The organism is Micromonospora sp. CA-269861 (genome assembly GCF_050948505.1).
Taxonomy (GTDB): domain Bacteria; phylum Actinomycetota; class Actinomycetes; order Mycobacteriales; family Micromonosporaceae; genus Micromonospora.
In genome coordinates this window covers 4,478,171-4,494,253 of the sequence record NZ_CP192014.1, presented here as the reverse complement: position 1 = coordinate 4,494,253, position 16,083 = coordinate 4,478,171, and the positions used below count along the sequence as shown (strand labels likewise).

The 16,083-nt window shown below is 69.1% G+C and carries 14 protein-coding genes; 5 read left to right on the top strand and 9 right to left on the bottom strand.

What is annotated here, in order from left to right:
* Positions 1-32: 32 nt before the first annotated feature.
* Complete coding sequence (locus ACQP0U_RS20565) at positions 33-530, top strand: LURP-one-related/scramblase family protein (protein ID WP_433309417.1); 498 nt, start codon at positions 33-35, stop codon at positions 528-530.
* Between the two features lie 54 nt (positions 531-584).
* On the opposite strand, the gene ACQP0U_RS20560 is transcribed toward ACQP0U_RS20565, so the two are convergent.
* Positions 585-1,937, bottom strand: coding sequence for an FAD-binding oxidoreductase (locus tag ACQP0U_RS20560; protein WP_433309414.1), 1,353 nt, complete (start codon positions 1,935-1,937; stop codon positions 585-587).
* 47 nt (positions 1,938-1,984) lie between these two features.
* On the opposite strand from ACQP0U_RS20560, the gene ACQP0U_RS20555 reads away from it, so the two are divergent.
* Together ACQP0U_RS20555 and ACQP0U_RS20550 are read left to right on the top strand one after the other, a co-directional pair.
* Positions 1,985-3,409, top strand: coding sequence for a PLP-dependent aminotransferase family protein (locus ACQP0U_RS20555; protein ID WP_433309411.1), 1,425 nt, complete (start codon positions 1,985-1,987; stop codon positions 3,407-3,409).
* Between the two features lie 111 nt (positions 3,410-3,520).
* Positions 3,521-4,291 (top strand): class I SAM-dependent methyltransferase, encoded by a 771-nt coding sequence (locus tag ACQP0U_RS20550; RefSeq protein WP_433320980.1) that lies wholly within the window; start codon positions 3,521-3,523, stop codon positions 4,289-4,291.
* 180 nt (positions 4,292-4,471) lie between these two features.
* Here ACQP0U_RS20550 and ACQP0U_RS20545 read toward each other — a convergent pair whose 3' ends face one another.
* From ACQP0U_RS20545 to ACQP0U_RS20520, 6 genes are read right to left on the bottom strand one after another with little or no spacing between them, the layout of a single operon-like run.
* A complete protein-coding gene (locus tag ACQP0U_RS20545) occupies positions 4,472-5,662 on the bottom strand; it encodes a glycosyl hydrolase (protein ID WP_433309408.1) in 1,191 nt (396 codons plus the stop codon).
* Between the two features lie 38 nt (positions 5,663-5,700).
* Complete coding sequence (locus tag ACQP0U_RS20540; protein WP_433309405.1) at positions 5,701-6,588, bottom strand: carbohydrate ABC transporter permease; 888 nt, start codon at positions 6,586-6,588, stop codon at positions 5,701-5,703.
* Entirely contained in the window at positions 6,585-7,493 is a 909-nt protein-coding gene (locus ACQP0U_RS20535) for a carbohydrate ABC transporter permease (protein WP_433309403.1), read from the bottom strand. The genes ACQP0U_RS20540 and ACQP0U_RS20535 overlap by 4 nt, the downstream gene beginning before the upstream one ends.
* Positions 7,493-8,917, bottom strand: coding sequence for an N-acetylglucosamine/diacetylchitobiose ABC transporter substrate-binding protein (gene ngcE / locus ACQP0U_RS20530; RefSeq protein WP_433309400.1), 1,425 nt, complete (start codon positions 8,915-8,917; stop codon positions 7,493-7,495). The genes ACQP0U_RS20535 and ngcE overlap by 1 nt, the downstream gene beginning before the upstream one ends.
* Before the next feature lie 16 nt (positions 8,918-8,933).
* On the bottom strand, positions 8,934-9,683 hold the full coding sequence (locus ACQP0U_RS20525; RefSeq protein WP_203119494.1) for a sugar isomerase domain-containing protein: 750 nt from the start codon (positions 9,681-9,683) through the stop codon (positions 8,934-8,936).
* Entirely contained in the window at positions 9,680-10,597 is a 918-nt protein-coding gene (locus ACQP0U_RS20520) for a MurR/RpiR family transcriptional regulator (protein ID WP_433309397.1), read from the bottom strand. Before ACQP0U_RS20520 ends, ACQP0U_RS20525 begins: the two co-directional genes overlap by 4 nt.
* A 96-nt stretch (positions 10,598-10,693) precedes the next feature.
* Between ACQP0U_RS20520 and ACQP0U_RS20515 the strand changes: the two genes are divergently transcribed.
* Entirely contained in the window at positions 10,694-11,644 is a 951-nt protein-coding gene (locus tag ACQP0U_RS20515) for an N-acetylglucosamine kinase (protein ID WP_433309394.1), read from the top strand.
* A gap of 101 nt (positions 11,645-11,745) precedes the next feature.
* Here the strand turns inward: ACQP0U_RS20515 and ACQP0U_RS20510 are convergent, their stop codons facing one another.
* Positions 11,746-12,114, bottom strand: a complete 369-nt coding sequence (locus tag ACQP0U_RS20510) for a hypothetical protein (RefSeq protein ID WP_433309392.1) — start codon at positions 12,112-12,114, stop codon at positions 11,746-11,748.
* Between the two features lie 117 nt (positions 12,115-12,231).
* Positions 12,232-14,940, bottom strand: coding sequence for a BTAD domain-containing putative transcriptional regulator (locus tag ACQP0U_RS20505; protein WP_433309389.1), 2,709 nt, complete (start codon positions 14,938-14,940; stop codon positions 12,232-12,234).
* A 554-nt stretch (positions 14,941-15,494) separates the two neighbouring features.
* Here ACQP0U_RS20505 and ACQP0U_RS20500 point away from each other — a divergent pair.
* Positions 15,495-15,887 (top strand): nuclear transport factor 2 family protein, encoded by a 393-nt coding sequence (locus tag ACQP0U_RS20500; RefSeq protein WP_433309386.1) that lies wholly within the window; start codon positions 15,495-15,497, stop codon positions 15,885-15,887.
* The last annotated feature ends 196 nt before the right edge of the window (positions 15,888-16,083 follow it).

Below are 16,083 nucleotides of genomic sequence, written 5' to 3'. Positions count from 1 at the left end.
CACTTTCCCGCGCGCTGGGGGAGAATCGATTCATGTTTGTCATCAGGGAGCGGTTCTTCTCGATCGGCGACGACTTCGACGTGCTCGACGAGCACGGCACCAAGGTCTTCCACGTCGACGGCAAGGTGCTCAGCGTTCGCAACAAGGTCGTCATCGAGGACGCCTCCGGCCATGAGGTCGCCACGCTGCACCGGCACCTGGTGGCGCTGCGTCCCACATACGAGATCCGGATCGGCGGCGAGAAGGCCGCAGAGGTCCGCAAGAATCTGCTCACGCCGTTCCGCGACAAGTTCACCATCGACGTGCCGGGGCCCGACGACCTGGAGATGAAGGGTGACCTGCTCGACCACGAGTACGTGATCGAGCGCGACGGCGACGAGGTGGCCGTGGTCTCCAAGCGGTGGCTGACGATCCGGGACACCTACGCCGTGCAGGTCACTGCCGGCGTGGACCCGCTCCTCATCATCGGCAGCGTCCTCGCGCTCGACCTGGCCATGAACCGCGACAAGAAGAAGGACGACGAGGGCTGAGCCGCTGCGCCGCGAACAGCCCGTGACCGGGCTGGCCAGGAGCGGCCGATTGCGCTAGCGGCTGTGGGGCCGGATGTTGTGGTTGAGGTGAAAGACGTTGTGCGGGTCAGAGATCGTCTTGAGTGCGGTGAGCCTGGCGAGCTTGGCGGCCGGGTAGGCGCGGCGTACCCCGCGTTGCCCCTCGTCGGCGGCGAGCGAGTTGACGTAGACGCCGTCGGCGTACGGGTCGAGCGCGGCTCCGGCACTGCGAGCCGCTGCCATCTGGGCGTCGTCTTCGGACGGCTCGGTCCAGCGGGAGCCGGCACCGAACTCGAACGTGGTGCCGCGGTGGCTGAACGCGGCGTCGGCGTCCGCGACGTCGGCGATCGCGCCACCGTGTGCCTGTAGGCCGACGCTGGGCAGGTAAGCGTTGGCGTGTAGGTCCGCCGCGCCGCGCAGCAGGAAGGCCTCGATCGCGGCTGTGGGAAACTGCCGCAGGTAGTGCGCGCTGGAGTACCGGCGGTAGGCGTGGCCGCCGACGGTGTCGTCGCGTTGCTGCAATTCCAGGTATGACGGGGTGGTGACCCGCTCAGCGCCCGGGCGCCCGAGCGCGCGCATCGCCGGCAGCAACTCGTGACCCTGCGCCGGGTCGCCGACCCATACAAAGCCGACGGTGGCGATCGGGCCGCTGGCCGTGCTGTTGACATCGGCGGTGAAGGTCGCCTGCCGCGGCGCGACGGCGTTGAGGTCCCGCCAACCTTCGAGTACTGGTACGGCGTCCTCGGCGCGGAAGTCGAACTCGGCGACCAGGGTCTGCGTTCCGGTGTGGTGCAGTTGGAACTCGAAGTCGGTGACGATGCCGAAGTTGCCGCCCCCGCCGCGCAGGCCCCAGTAGAGGTCGGGGTTCTCGGTCCGGCTCGCGGTCACCACCTCCCCGTCCGCGGTGACCATCGTGTAGGAGACGACGTTGTCGCAGGCCAACCCGTGTTGGCGGGCGAGCCAGCCCATGCCGCCGCCGAGGGTCAGGCCGCCGACCCCGGTGTGCGAGACGTTGCCCGCGGTCGTGGCGAGACCGAATGGCTGCGACGCCCGGTCGAGTGCGCCGAGCAGCGCGCCGCCCTGGACCCGGGCGCGCCGCCGGATCGGGTCGACCCGTACGCCGTTCAACGGGGTCAGATCGATCATCAAGCCATTCGCGGGAACGGCGAGGCCGGCCACGTTGTGCCCGCCGCAGCGCACCCCGATCTCCAGGTCGAGTTCGCGGGCCAGGCGCACCGCGGTCACCACGTCGGTGACGCTCGCGGCCTGCACGATCATCCGGGGGCGGCGGTCAACCATGGCGTTCCACACGGTGCGGGCCGCGTCGTAACCCGGGTGACCCGGGATGAGGAGACGGCCGTCGAAGCGAGGGCTGGTCGTTGTCGTCATGGTTCTGAGCCTGACGGAAATCGGTACACCCGGTAAGGTCCGATTCTATGGGCCGAATCAGGACCAATTCGAGCACTGCGGTGGACCTTCTCATCCATGTCGACAGGTCCGCCACCGAACCGCTGCACCGGCAGATCGCAGCCTCGATCCGGGGCAGCATCCGGGCCGGCCGGTTGCGTCTGGGGACGTCCCTGCCACCCACCCGCACCATCGCGGCCAACCTGGGAGTGTCACGCGGCGTCGTGGTCGAGGCATACCAGCAACTCGTCGCCGAGGGCTACCTCACCAGCCGGGCGGGCGGCTACACCCAGGTCGCGGTCGAGCCGGTTCCAACGCCCACTGGTCGCCACGGCGGGGATCGGCCGGCGGCCCGAATCGACTTCGGGTACGGGCGCACCGACGTGTCGTCGTTTCCCCGGGCCGCCTGGCTGCGTTCGGTGCGAACGGTCCTCACCACCACGCCGAACGAACGCTTCGCCTACCTCGACGGGCGCGGCGTACCCGAACTGCACGCAGCGCTGACCGACTACCTCGACCGGGTCCGTGGCACCTCGGCCCGCCCGGAGAACATCGTGATCTGCAGTGGCTACGGCCAAGGCGTCGCGCTGATACTCCAGGTGCTCGCGGCGCGCGGCGCCCGCCGGTTGGCCGTCGAGGACCCATCTGCGGACGATGACGCCCGTCTCGTCGCGGCCACCGTAGGTCTGGACGTGATCGGCGTCCCGGTCGGGCCGGACGGCATTTTCGTCGAGAGGCTCGAACAGACCGACGCCGACGCCGTCGTGCTGACGCCCTCGCACCAGTGGCCCACCGGCGGTGTCCTGTCGGCCACCGCGCGGGCCCGGGTCATCGGCTGGGCGCAGCGTCGCGGCGCCGTGGTGATCGAGGACGACTACGACGCGGAGTACCGCTACGACCGTTCGCCCGTCGGGGCCATGCAGGGGCTGGCGCCCGACACCGTCGTCTACTGCGGTACAGCGAGCAAGACCCTGGCGCCGGGGCTGCGCCTCGGGTGGCTGCTTGCGCCGGCAGACCTGGTCGACGACATCACGGCGGCGAAGGTACGGGCCGACCGCGGCTCACCCGTCATCGACCAACTAACCTTCGCCGACTTCCTCACCCGCGGCGAGTTCGACAGGCACCTACGGCGCATGCGCCCGATCTACCGCCGCCGCCGTGACGCCCTCCTGGCCGCGCTTCGCGCACGGCTGCCCGAACTGGAACCGGTCGGCGTCGCGGCGGGCCAACACGTCGTCACCTGGCTCCCGCACGACCTCGACGAGGCGCCGGTCGTGGCTGCCGCCGCCCGACGCGGACTGGTCGTGCAAGGCGTCTCCCGGTACCGACTGGACCCCACCGGAGCCGGCGGGCTGATCTTCGGCTACGCCACCCTCACCGAACGATCCATCACCGACGGAGTGGAATCCCTTGCCGACGCGGTCGCCGAGGTCCGCGCGCTGAACTGCCGCTGATGGCGCCCGTCGACGATGCCAGGTCGCGGGGATCGGCCTCGCGGAACCAGGCGCGAGGCGTACGCTCGACGGCCCGGTCAGAATAGGTACCGAGAGGATCCGGTGACGGTGATGTCCGACCTGTTTGACTACGACGCTGAGTTGCGCCTGCACAACGAGCTCTTCCGCGCCGCTGCCCGGGTCGGCTCTCACGACCGTGTACTCGACATCGGCTGTGGTACCGGCCAGTCCACACGCGACGCTGCCCGTGCCGCCGTCGACGGAAGCGCCACAGGCGTGGATCTGTCCGCGCCAATGCTCGAACGGGCCCGTCAACTCAGCGACGAACAGGGCTTGCCCAACATCACCTACCAGCAGGCGGATGCCCAGGTGCACCGCTTCCCGCCGACGCATTTCGACCTCTGCATCAGCAGGTTCGGCACCATGTTCTTCGCCGACCCGGTCGCCGCGTTCGCCAATATCGGCCGTGCCCTGCGCCCCACGGCGCGCCTGGTGCTGCTGGTCTGGCAGGACCGCGACCGCAACGAATGGGCCACCGCGATCCGCAGGACCTTCACCACCGCCTCAGCTACGCCCCACGGTCCGAACCCATTCTCACTCGCCGACCAGAGCGTGACGGAAGGCATCCTGACGGCGGCCGGCTTCGCGGACGTCAGCTTCACCGACGTGCACGTACCCGTCTACTACGGGCCGGACAGCGCCAGCGCGTTCGACGCTGTCTTCCGTCTGTGGGAATTCAAAGACCTGCTTGCCAACCTCGACGCCGCGGCTGCCGAGCAGGCACGCGCGCGGCTACGCGCCACCCTCGACGCCCACCACACCGACGGCGGCGTGTACTTCGACTCGCGAGCCTGGATCGTCACCGCTCGTCGCCGTCACTGAACGCGCATCGTCCTCGACCAGCGGAACGCGCGTGGCTGGCCGACGGCAGCGAACAGGCGACACCCGTCCGGTCAATGAAGCACCGGACGGGTGTCGCCGCTCGTCGATGAGGTCCTAGGTGGCCGGTGACTCGCGGCCCGCCGCCGGCACCCTGTCAACTGATGCGCTGTCGGATGCCGCTCAACAGCGGCCGAGATCCTCCCACTGCTGGGTCCAGCCTGGCTCGGATCCCTGTGTCCAGTGCCGCGCCCGCCACAGGTGCTTGCCCTCGCCGGACGGCGGACCGCCCGGGTCGCCGTACCTGCTCTTCTCGTGCTTCACGGTCTGGCCGCCGGTGTAGGCCGTGCCGAAGGCCCACTCCGGCGCGGTCGAACAGTTGGCGGCCGGCGGCGGAGTGGTGGGCGGAGTCGTCGGCGGCGTGGTCGGTGGCGTGGTCGGCGGGTTCGTCGGGGTCGAGCAGGTGCCCGTCGTGGCCACCGTGTCCGCGAACGCGCTGCCCGCCGACCGGTACGCCGTCGTCTTCGACGTCACCTGCGCCGGGGTCAGAACCTGGTTCTTCGCGAACAACACCCAGTCGACCTGCTGGATGTAGGTGCTCAACCCACCGGTGTGGGCCGCCGTGTCGATGAACCAGAGGTTCCAGTTGATCGTCATGGTCTGCCGCGGGTAGAACTTGCCCGAGTGGTCGCCCACCTGCACGCCGTCGATGTAGTAGATGACGTGCCCGTTCGCGACCGTCGCCACCAGGTCGTGCCAGCCGTTGAGACTGCTGCGCTGCTCCGAGTGCACGTTGTCCGCGTACCAGGGGTCGTTGCGGTAGGTGTACCAGGTGGTCTGGTAGTTGATCGGACCGGTCTCGCCCCACCCGCCGTTGGGCAGGTACTCGGAGATGTCCAGCTCGCTGTAGGTGGGATCGAGGTCGCCGTTGAGGGGACTGATCGTGAAGAACGTCTGGTTGATGTGGTCGCCGTCGTTGCCACTGGTGGGGGTGTCGGTGAAGCGCACCCGGCTGGCGTACGTGCCCTCGAGGTAGCGCTTCTGGGTGCTGTAGAGCTCAGCCTGGTTGGTGCCGGCGCCGGTGCCGTCGGTCGAGGCGGTGAGCTGCATGACCTTCTGGCCGCTGACGGTGGGGAAGGTGATGCTGTTGGGCGACCAGGTCGCCCCGGGTACGCCCGGACCGCCCGAGTAGCTGCGCGGGGTCCAGCCGTGCGCGGTCAGGGAGCTGTCGCTCGACGACGTGTAGGAGAAGTCGTCGAACAGGTAGCCGCACTCGGCGGCGGAGGCGCTCGGTGCGCTGCTGAAGACTGCCAGCGTGCCGAGCAGGGCCGCTACTCCCGCGAACCCTATCGATCTACGTCTGTCGATGGCCATGGGTCTGGTCCTCCGATGGGTGGGGGTGGAAAGGGGACCTACTTGACCGCGCCGGCGGTCATACCGGCGCGGATGTGCCGTTGGAACGCGACGTAGGCGACGAGCACCGGCAGCATGGCGATGGTCAAACCGGCGAACAGGCCGCTCCAGTCGCTGCGATACCCCTGGCTGACCGACAGGGCGGCCAGACCCTGTGCCAGGACGTACCGGTCCGGGTCGGGATTGAGAACCAGTGGCAGCAGGTACTGGTTCCAGAGCCCGAGGAAGTTGAAGATGCCGACCGCCACCAGGCCCGGCCGGGCCATCGGCAGCATCACGCGGAAGAACACCCCGCCGTGCGAGCAGCCGTCGATGAATGCCGCCTCCGCCACCTCGCCGGGCAGCGTGCGGAAGAACGCGTGCAGGAAGAAGACCGTGAAGGGCACTGCGTACGCCGCGTAGACCAGGATCAGACCGTGGTACGTGCCCAGCAGACCCAACTGCTGGACGACGAAGAACAGTGGCACCAGCGCCAGGAACACCGGGAAGAACATCGCGGCCACGAAGGTGTAGTAGATGAACCGGTTGCCGCGGAACTCGTAGCGCGCCAGGGCGTAGGCGACCAGCGAGCCCAACAGCATGGTCAGCACGAGCGCGCCACCCACGACGACGACGCTGTTGAGGAAGTAGCGACCGATGCTGGCCTGGGTCCACGCACGCGACCAGTTGTCGAACTGTGGCGCGGCGGGCAGGGACCACGGCTCGTTGAGGATCTCGTCGTCGGTCTTGAAGGAACTGGCCACCGCCCAGAGCAGCGGAAGCGCGGTGACGACGGCCCAGGCCAGCATGGCGAGGTGCACCGGGAAGGCGGCTCCGGGGCGCCGGCCGCGACGCACCGGGGCGGGTCGGGCAGCGACCGCCGCCGCTCGCTCACGTGTCACTGTCATGCCAGCTCCAGCCTTTCCCTGCGGCCCGACCGCAGCGCCAGCACGGCCAGGGTCAGCGTGGCGAAGAACAGGGCGACACCCATGGCCGAGGCGTAGCCGAACTTCCCGTACTGGAAGGCGTTGCGGTAGAGCGACAGGCCGATCACCTCGGTCGCACCGTCCGGTCCGCCGGGCCCGACGGTCATCACCTGGACGACGGCGAAGGCGTCGAGTGCGGCTATGCCCAGGTACACGAACGCGACGTGCACGCTCTCGCGCACCAGCGGAAACGTCACAGTGCGGAAGGTCGCCCAGCCGCCGGCTCCGTCGAGCAACGCCGCTTCGAACAGTTCCCGTGGAATGCTGTCGATCGCCGCGCTGAACAGCACCACGTAGAAGCCCACCGACGACCAGACCAGGACCGCCATCACCGCGATCAACGCCAGGGACGGCGACGCGAGCCAACTCCGGGTCAACCCGTCCAGGCCGACCGACCGCAGCGCCCCGTTCAGCAGCCCGTTGTTGGGGTTGTAGACGAACCCCCACAGCACCGCGATGACCACCAGGGACAACAACTGCGGAAAGAAATAGACGATCTGGTACGCGCCGGAGCCCGCGATCCCCCGTCGTCCACCCCGGCCACCGAGGTGCATCATGCTCGCCAGGAACAACCCGATGCCGATGGTCACCAGTGGCACCACTACCAACATCACCGCGTTGTTCCGGACCGCGTGCAGGAAGAGGGAGTCGCCGCCGAGGCGGGCATAGTTGCCCGCCCCGACGAAACGCGCCTCGCCGGCGACGCCGGTCCAGTCGGTCAGCGACAGGTAGAAGGCCTGCGCGTACGGCGACAGCACGAATACGGCGTGCAGCACCAGCGCGGGCACCAGCGCGCCGGCCAGAAACCGCCACCGACCGTGTCTCATCAGCGGGTGTACTTCTTCACAGTGGAGTCCTTGGCCAGCCCATCGGCAGCGTTCTGGATTCGATCCGACCACTGCCTGGCGGTGATCCGCCTGTTCACCAGCTCGCCGGTGGCGTCGTCGACGGCCTTGGCCAGCGGGGCGTACCAGGTGCGAAAGCGGTAGGTGAAGGTTTCGGCGCCGGCGGCCCGGACCACGTCGCGCACCGAGCCGAGGCCGCTGCTCAGCGTGAGGCCGTCCGTGGCCCCGGCCACGGCGGGCAGGGTCCCGGCGGTCTCGGCGAACGCCTTCGCCGACTGCTTGGAGAACAGGATCCGTAGGTATTCCATGCCGCCGGCGGGATTCTTGGCCTTCGCCGGCACCAGGAACGATTCGCTGCTCGCCGCCTGCACCGCCGTGTGCTTCAGGGCGTCCGCCGTCGTCAGTGACGGGACCGGGGCCATGACCATGTCGAAGTTGGCGGGCGTGACACCCTTCTGCTCACTCTCCAGCCAGGACCCGCAGGGGATGATCGCCGCCTTGCCCTGCGACCAGGCCGCCTGCGCCTCGGTGTGCGACAGCGCCTCGGAGCCGGACATGAGGTAACCCTTGCCGGCCAGCTCGGCGAACGCCTCGGCCGCGCCGAGCAGTCCCGGCGCCTTCCACGCGTTCGGCTCCAGGTTGTCGACGGCCTTGACCAGCGCCGGTCCGCCGGTCTTGGCGGCCATGCTGAGCAGCGGGTCGTTGATGTACTCCGGGTACTTGCCCTGGTACGTCCAGGGCGCGATGCCGGCCGCCTTGATGGTCGCGCAGAGCGTGAGCATGTCGTCCCAGGTCGTCGGGAAGGTCCAGCCCTTCGCCGCGAAGAGCGGCTTGGAATACCAGAGACCCCAGACGGTGTAGGTGAAGTTGAGCGTCAGCGGCACCGTGTCGAACGTGCCGTCGTCGATCACCCCGGGCAGCAACGTGTCGCGCACCGTCCTGCCCGGGTCGTCGAAGGCGGGCGCGTCGAGCAGCTCGCTGAGATCACTGACCTGCTTGGCGGAGACCAGCGTCGCGATGTCGAGGCGGCTGGCACCGGTGTTGTCCACGACGTCCGGCGGAGTGTTCGCGACGAATCGCGGCTGCAACGCCTCGCCGATCTTCTGAATGCCCTGATGGTCGATCTTCGCGCCCGCGTACTTCTGGCTGTAGAGCGTCTCCGCGCGCTTGGCGTACTCGTCGCCGTACCCGCCCTTGAAGATCACGACCTCGAGCGGCGCGTCCGCCTTGACGCCCAACGGGTTGTCGGCGCTCTTGGCGCCGGTGTTTCCGGCGGCTCGGTCCTGGTCCTGATTGCCACTGGTCACGCAGGCGCTCAGCAGGGGCAGCGTGACACCGGCGGTCACCGCCGCGCGCAGCACGGTTCGTCTTGTGGGGTACGGTCCGGACAGGGATGAACGGTTCATCAGCTGGGCCTTCTCCCTATGCGGTACGCCGGATGCGCCCGGCGTACCGCGCTTCGATGAGTTTGTTGTGCTCCCGCCCGCCCGGCACGTTGTCGGACAGATAGACCGGCGGGGTGACGTTGAGCGCCAACAGCCGTGCCACCACCTCGGTGACGATCTGCTGGGCCAGCAGTGCTGCGGTGATCGACGAGACGGCCCCGACCGCGCCGTCGCCGTAGTCGAGGGACGCGTCGCCGTACGGTGCGCCGTTGTCGAGCACGACGTCGGCGAGGTCGGCGAGCTTGAGCCCGCTGTCGTGCCGCGACTCGACCCGAGCGGAGTGCTCGACCGAGGTGATCGCGATCAGCGGGTGTCCGCGCTGTTTCACCAGATGTGCCATCTCCACGACCGCGCCGTTGACGCCGGAGTTCGAGGCGATGACGAACGCGTCGTCGGGCTTGATCGGGGCGAGTGCGTACAGGCGGTGGGCGACGTCGGGCGTGCGCTCGAGTTGCGGGTCGCCGAGCACGTTCGTCGGCTCGCCGCCGTACAGGACGATGTCGCGTAGGGCGATCTTGTTGGTGGGTACGAGGCCACCGGCCCGACCGGCGATCTCCATGGCGAGTGCCTCGGAGTGTCCGCAGCCGAACGCCTGGATCACCCCGCCGGCCTGCAGCGTCGCGGTCAGCAGATCGGCGGCACGCGCCACCCGGTCGCCCTGCGTGGTGCCGACACGTTCGATGGCCTTGGTGATGACCTCGACATAGTCCGCGCTTGTGATCGTCACAGCGGCTTTTCCTTCCGTACGCGCTTGCGGTTCGCATTGGTGTCCGGCATCCGGTGGGCGTCGACGGCCCGCACGGTGAGTTCGAGAGCTTCGGCGGTGCGCTCGTAGGTGCGCTGCGCGACCGCGACGTAGATGAGGTCGAGGATCAGCAGCTGCGAGTGCAGCGCGGAGAGGGCTGCGAGCCGGAACGTGGTCTCGTGCACCGAGGTGGTGAAGACGACGTCGGCGACCTCGGCCAGCGGTGAGCGGGCGTACGAGGTGACCGCCACGGTCAGCGCGCCATGATCGGCGGCCTCGGCCAGCATCTCGATCGCCTCCCGGGTCCGACCCGAGTGCGACAGGCTGATCGCGACGTCGCCCGGCCCGAGCAGTGCGGCGTTGGTGAGGGCGGTGTGCGTGTCGGCGCGGTACCGCACCGGGATGCGGATGCGTTCGAGTCGGAACGCCATCTCGCTGCCGGCGGTGCCGCTGCTGCCCAGCCCGAAGATCTCCACCCGACCGGCGGCGGCGATCGCGGCCGCCACCCGTTCGACAGCTGCCGTGTCCAGGCCGGACGCGGTCGCCTGGATGGCCCGGGTGTCCGCGGCGGTGATCACGTCGAGGACGCTGCCGATCGGGTCCTCCGGCGCGATGTCCCCGGAGATGTCGGTCTCCCAGCGTGCCTGCTCGGCGCGCCCGGTCTCGGTCGCGACGGCCACGCGCAGGTTGGCGTACCCCTTGAAGCCGAGTGCCCGGCTGAAGCGGGTGACCGTTGCGGTGGAGGTCCCGGATCGTTCGGCCAGGTCGACGATGCTCGCGTGCGCCGCCGTCTCCGGATCGTCGAGGATGGCCTCGGCGATCTTCGCCAGGGCCTCCGGCATGGTGGGTCCCTCCATGCGGAGGCGCACCAGCAGCCCGCCACTCTCACCCGTCACTAGTGATCGTCCTTTTCATCGATTGACTATGAGCATGAAAATTACGACCGTACCGACGTCTAGTCAATAGAAAATTTCTATGCTTCGATTTTGCGCATGGTTCTGGTACTGGGCGTTGACGCCGGAGGCACGGCGTCCCGGGCGGTCGTGGCGACCCGGGACGGCACCGTGGTGGGGCGCGGCTCGGCGGGTCCGGGCAACCCGACGGCTGCGGGGACGGCGGCTGCGCGCTCGATCGGCGCGGCGGTCCGCGAGGCACTGGGTGAGCACGACCCGGCATCCGTACGCAGCGGCGTCGCAGGCATCGCCGGCGCCGGCATCATGGCGGATCCAGGGATCAGTGCGGCCTTCGGCGTCGAGTGGGCCCGCTGCGGACTGACCTGCCCGGTCACTACGGTCGGCGACGCGGTGGCGGCCTTCGCGGCTGGCACGTCCGCACCCTCGGGAGCGGTGCTCATCGCCGGCACCGGCGCGGTCGCCGCCCGGATCGACGACTGGTGCGTCAGCCGCACCGTCGACGGCCTCGGTTGGCTGCTGGGCGATGAAGGCTCGGGCATGTGGCTGGGCCTGCAGGCGGTTCGTTCCATCGCCCGGGCCTGGTCGGGTCCCACCATGGACGCCGGGCTGGCAGCCGCGATCGCGGCACGGGCCGGCGTGATCAGCTGCGACGAACTCGTGCACTGGGCCGGCCGCCAGCAGCCGGCGGCATTCGCGGCGCTGGCACCCCTGGTGTGCGCGTACGCCACGGCCGGCGATGCCCTCGCCGAGCGGCTGACCGTCGAGGCCGCCACCCGACTGGTCGCCACGCTCGGCGAGTTGGGCCCACCGGACGGCCCTGTCGTGCTCGCCGGCAGCCTCCTGACCAACGCCACGCCCGTGCGTACGGCAGTTTTGGCCACTCTTGCCGGCCCGGCCGGGACCGGCCAGGACCCGGCAATCGGGGCCGCCTGGCTCGCTCTACGTCAGATCACCGGCAGGGAGGAGGCCGCGCGCCTGCACCGTCGCATGCTTGGACCCGATCGGGATGAGTCACTGGCCGGCACATGACCGGACCGCGCGGGCGGTCGGTTGGCCGCCCACCGCGGTGGGGCACGCCGAGCGCGCCCCACCGCGGTCCCTGCTTGATCGCGCGCCGTGGCCGTCGGCCGTCAGCAACGCACCGGGGACACCTGGACGGTTACCGTGGTGGGGATGTAGTGCTGGCCAGGGTCAAGGCTGTCGTCGGTCAGGAGCCAACTGCCGCCGGTGAGGGTCCATTCAAAACCGCAGTAGCCGGGGCCGATGTAGTACCCGGCGGCGTTCGCCCAGAAATCGGTGGTACGTCGGCCTGCGGCGAGGACCGTGTCGTAGTTTCCGAGCGTGTACTTGCCGTCCCGGTTGTGGATGACCCCCAGGCCCAGGTTGCTGGAGTTGTAGATGTAATTGGACGCCGCGCTGGCCGGGGAAGCCACGGTGAGTGTGGCTGCGGTCATGCCCAGAACGGCGCCCACAGCGACGGCCTTCTTCGGCAGGGACAAGGCTCGGTCCTCCCTCTTCGCGGCGCCGTCTCGACGCCGACGACTCGGTGCCAGCCCGGGGCGGGCGGCATCTGTTGGGGACGATCGTGCGGGATCGACGTTGGATTATGGTTGGGTCTACTGACCAGGCGCTGTCTGGTGCACGGTGCCGTCCGAGAGCAGCTCGGCCAGCCGGGCACGCATCTCGTCGAGGCGACGATCGCCAATCGGCTCGAGGATGGTGACGGCTTCCTGCATGGCTGCGACGGCGGCGGAAACGTCCCGTCGCGCTGCGGCGACATCGGAGCAGCCGTGCAGGGCCCAGGCTTCGCGCATCCGGTCGCCGGTGCTCCTGGCGAGTCGGACGGCGGTGTCGTAATGGTTTCCGGCCAGGTCGATGTCGTCGCGTAGGAAGTGCAGTCGGCCGAGATTGGTGTGGACGCTCGCGGACAACCAGTCCCGGTTGCTGGATCGGTTGGCTGCGGCCAGCGCCGAGGTGTAGGAGTCCAGTGCCTCCTGCTGGCGGCCAGCCCGGCGATACAGGAGACCGAGGTTGTGTTCCACCTTGAAGATGAGATCGGGGTCGTTCAGCAGGTTCGCCGAGTGTCGGGCCCGCAGCAGTGGTGGGAGCGCTTCGGCAAGCTCCCCGCTTTCGACAAGCATCCCGCCGAGGCTCGCATCGACGTCGGCCGCGCCGGCGTGGTCCCCGTTCTGTTGGCACAGGGCGCTGGCGCGCTGGTAGGCGGCGCGGGCCTCCATGCGGTGCAGCAGGAGGCTGTGTGCCACGCCCAGGCTCCCTTGCAGCGTGGCCTCGCCGGTGCTGCTGCCAGCCAGGGCCGCGGCCTGGATTCCCTGCTCGGTGAGGGCGATCCAGGTGTCTCGGTTGGCGCGGCGTTGTAACCAGCCGCGAATGTTGGCGGCGAGGGGCCAGATGAGATCGGGGTGCCGCTGAGCGTGCTCGGTGATCATCTTGATGATCGTGTCCGACTCGGTGTCGACCCAGCGGACGGCCGCGGCCGTATCGGGCAGGTCAGGGAGGAACAGATGAAGCGGGTCAGGGGTGCCCTTACCGTGAGGTCCGCCTGCGGTCGGCCGGATGCGTTGCTGCGCGTCGCCGGTTGCCTGCCCGTACCAGGACAGCAGTCGCCGTTCCGCGATGGCACGATCGGCCGGTGTGTCCTCACGTCGGCCCTGCTCGCGGGCGAAGATCCGAGTCAGCTGGTGAAGGCTGACTCGACCCGCGTCGCGGGCGACCAGGTTGACCTCGGTGAGCCTGCCGATCAGTTCGGTCAGCACGGTGCCGGACGTGACACCGGCCAGTGCGGCGGCGGCACCCAGCGGGATCGCGCCGGCGCCGGAGAGTCCGAGGCTGCGCAACAGCCGACGGTCCGGGATGGCCAGCCGCCGGTACGACACCGCGATGACGGCGTGCACACTGACGTCGCCGTCGGTGGTGGCGAGTCGGGCGATGCGTGTCCGCTCATCCTTGAGGGCCGTCACGAGGACGTCGGGCCGGGCTCCCAGCCGCAGGTGAGCTCCCACGATTCGGAGGGCCAGCGGCATCCCATGGCACAACTCCACCAACGTACGGACGTCGTCACTCGCGGAGCCGGACATTCCGGCGGTCTCCTGAAGCAGGCGGGTAGCCGGCTCGACGGGTAGTGGAGTGAGTACCAGCAGGTGAAGGCCTTCGCGGGCGACGAGCCCGTCCAGCCGATTTCGACTGATGATCACCAAAAGGCTGTCACCGCTACCGGGCAGGAACGGCCGGGCCTGCTCCGCGGTGCTCACGTTGTCCAGGACCATCAGGACCGTTCGGCTGGACAGCAGTGAGCGCAGCTTCGCCGCCCGCGCCTCCGCCTGCTGTGGCACATCGTCCGGGGCGATACCGAGATCGATGAGTGTCCTGGCCAGTGCCGCGGCCGTCGGAGCGTCGTCGTCGAGGTCGAGGTAGAGCTGCCCGCCGGGAAAGCCCTGCTGGTGTTGATGGGCCCAGTGGGTGACCAGCGCTGTCTTGCCCATACCGCCGGCACCTGTGACGACCATCGAGCCAAGCAGCCGTTGGCCGGGACCGGCCTTCGTGCGCACGCTGTCGAGGACCGAAAGCTCATCGTCGCGGGCGACGAAGTTGCTGGGTGGGGCGGGTAGCTGCATCGGCCGAACGGCATCGGAGACGGCGGACGGTGTACCTACTGGCGCAGGACCGCGCAGGATCGCGGTGTGCAGCTGTTGCAGGCGCGCGCCCGGGTCCGCGCCAAGCTCGTCGGCGAGCAGGCGCCTGATCCGCTCGTAGGTGGTCAGTGCCTCCGCCCGGCGGTCACTGCGAACAAGCGCGAGCATCAGCTGTGCCTGAAGACGCTCGCGCAGCAGGTTCTCCGTTGCCAGAGCCGACAGCTCGGCGCACAGCTCGCGGTGCAGTCCCAAGCTGAGTTCGATGTCCACGCAGCTCTCATAGGCGGTCATGCGCTGCTCGCCCAGGTGGGCCGCGGCCCCCCGGACAAGCTCGGTGTCGGCAGTGCCCTGGTACGCCTCCGGCGCGCGCCACAGCCGCAGCGCCTTCCGGTAGCTCCCACGTGCCTCGGCGAGCCGTCCCCGCGCCTCGTCATCTGCGGCGCTGTCGACGAGCGCCACGAACTCGCTCGCGTCAAGCTGGTGGCCGTCCAACACCATCCGGTAGCCACCGGTCGCACGAACGATCGACTCGGTGCCCAGGTTGCGACGCAGGTGATGGACGAGTACCCGTAGCGCCACCCGCTTACTGTCGTTCGGGCCGTGACCCCACAGGGTCTCCATCAACGTGCCGTCGGTGACGGTGCGACCGTCGGCGGCGAGAAGGCACGCCAGCACGACCTGATGTTGACGCCCGCCGGCCGGCACCCCCGATCCAGTTGCGTCGACGGCTCGCAGAGGCCCCAGGACTTCGAACCGCATGATTCCTTCCTCGGACGTACTGCGCAGGGATTCCGGTCGTGGCACGACGGCCCTGGCTCAGCGAGTCAGGCGTCCCGAGGCCAGGAGATCCGGGACACGACTGGCTCCGACCGTCGGCCAACATCGAGCCAACATGCTGTTGAAAGACTGCGTGCCAACGGGGGCCGGCACGTTCATCGGGATGAAAAAGCCAGCCCGAGCGGTCGGACGCACCACAGTGGAATCGATGGCGGAGGTGGCGGAGTACCAACCCGAACGCCACCTCCACCTTCGGCCGGCTCTCCTTCGAGAGAGTCGGCCGGAAGCCCCTGCGTCGACTGCGCTGTTCCCACGCTAAGAAAATAGCGCTTGAACGCCCCGGCGGGCCGGGCGACTTTCCGGTCCTCGCAGAGCCTGGGCACGAGCCGTCGGGCTCGCTGAACCAGCAGTGGACGCCTCCGGCGGCGGGAAGGACCCCGTAGGCTGGTGTGGTGATCGACTTTCGCGCGGCGGTTGAGGCACGCGATCCCGATGCCGTCGCGGCGGCCCTGGCCGACAACGTGGTGTTTCGCAGCCCGGTGGCGTTCAAGCCCTATCCCGGCAAGGCGGTCACCGCGGCGATCCTGCGCGGCGTGCTGCGGGTGTTCGAGGACTTCCGGTACGTCCGTGAGCTGAGCGGCGACAACGGTCGCGATCACGCGCTGGTGTTCGAGGCGCGGATGGGCGACGTCGCCGTCGAGGGCTGCGACTTCCTGCACCTGGACGAGAGCGGCCTGATCGACGAGTTCACGGTCATGGTCCGTCCGCTGTCCGCCGCGCAGGCCCTGGCCGCCGCGATGGCCGCTCAGTTCGAGCAGATCCAGCGTGAGGCCGCCGCCGGTTAGGTACGTGGCCGTCCTCCCGGTAGACCGCCCGAACGTGGTGCGTACCGATCGGGTGAGGCGAGCCTGTTTGGTGGTGTGTCCTCCGGCAAGGTGAAACTTGAGTGATTTTCCTCTTCTGTCCGAGATTTCCGCTGAGTGCCAGTACGGTGAGGTTTGGGCGATCAGGCACGTCAGCGCGGCACCGAAGCCCCGGCCG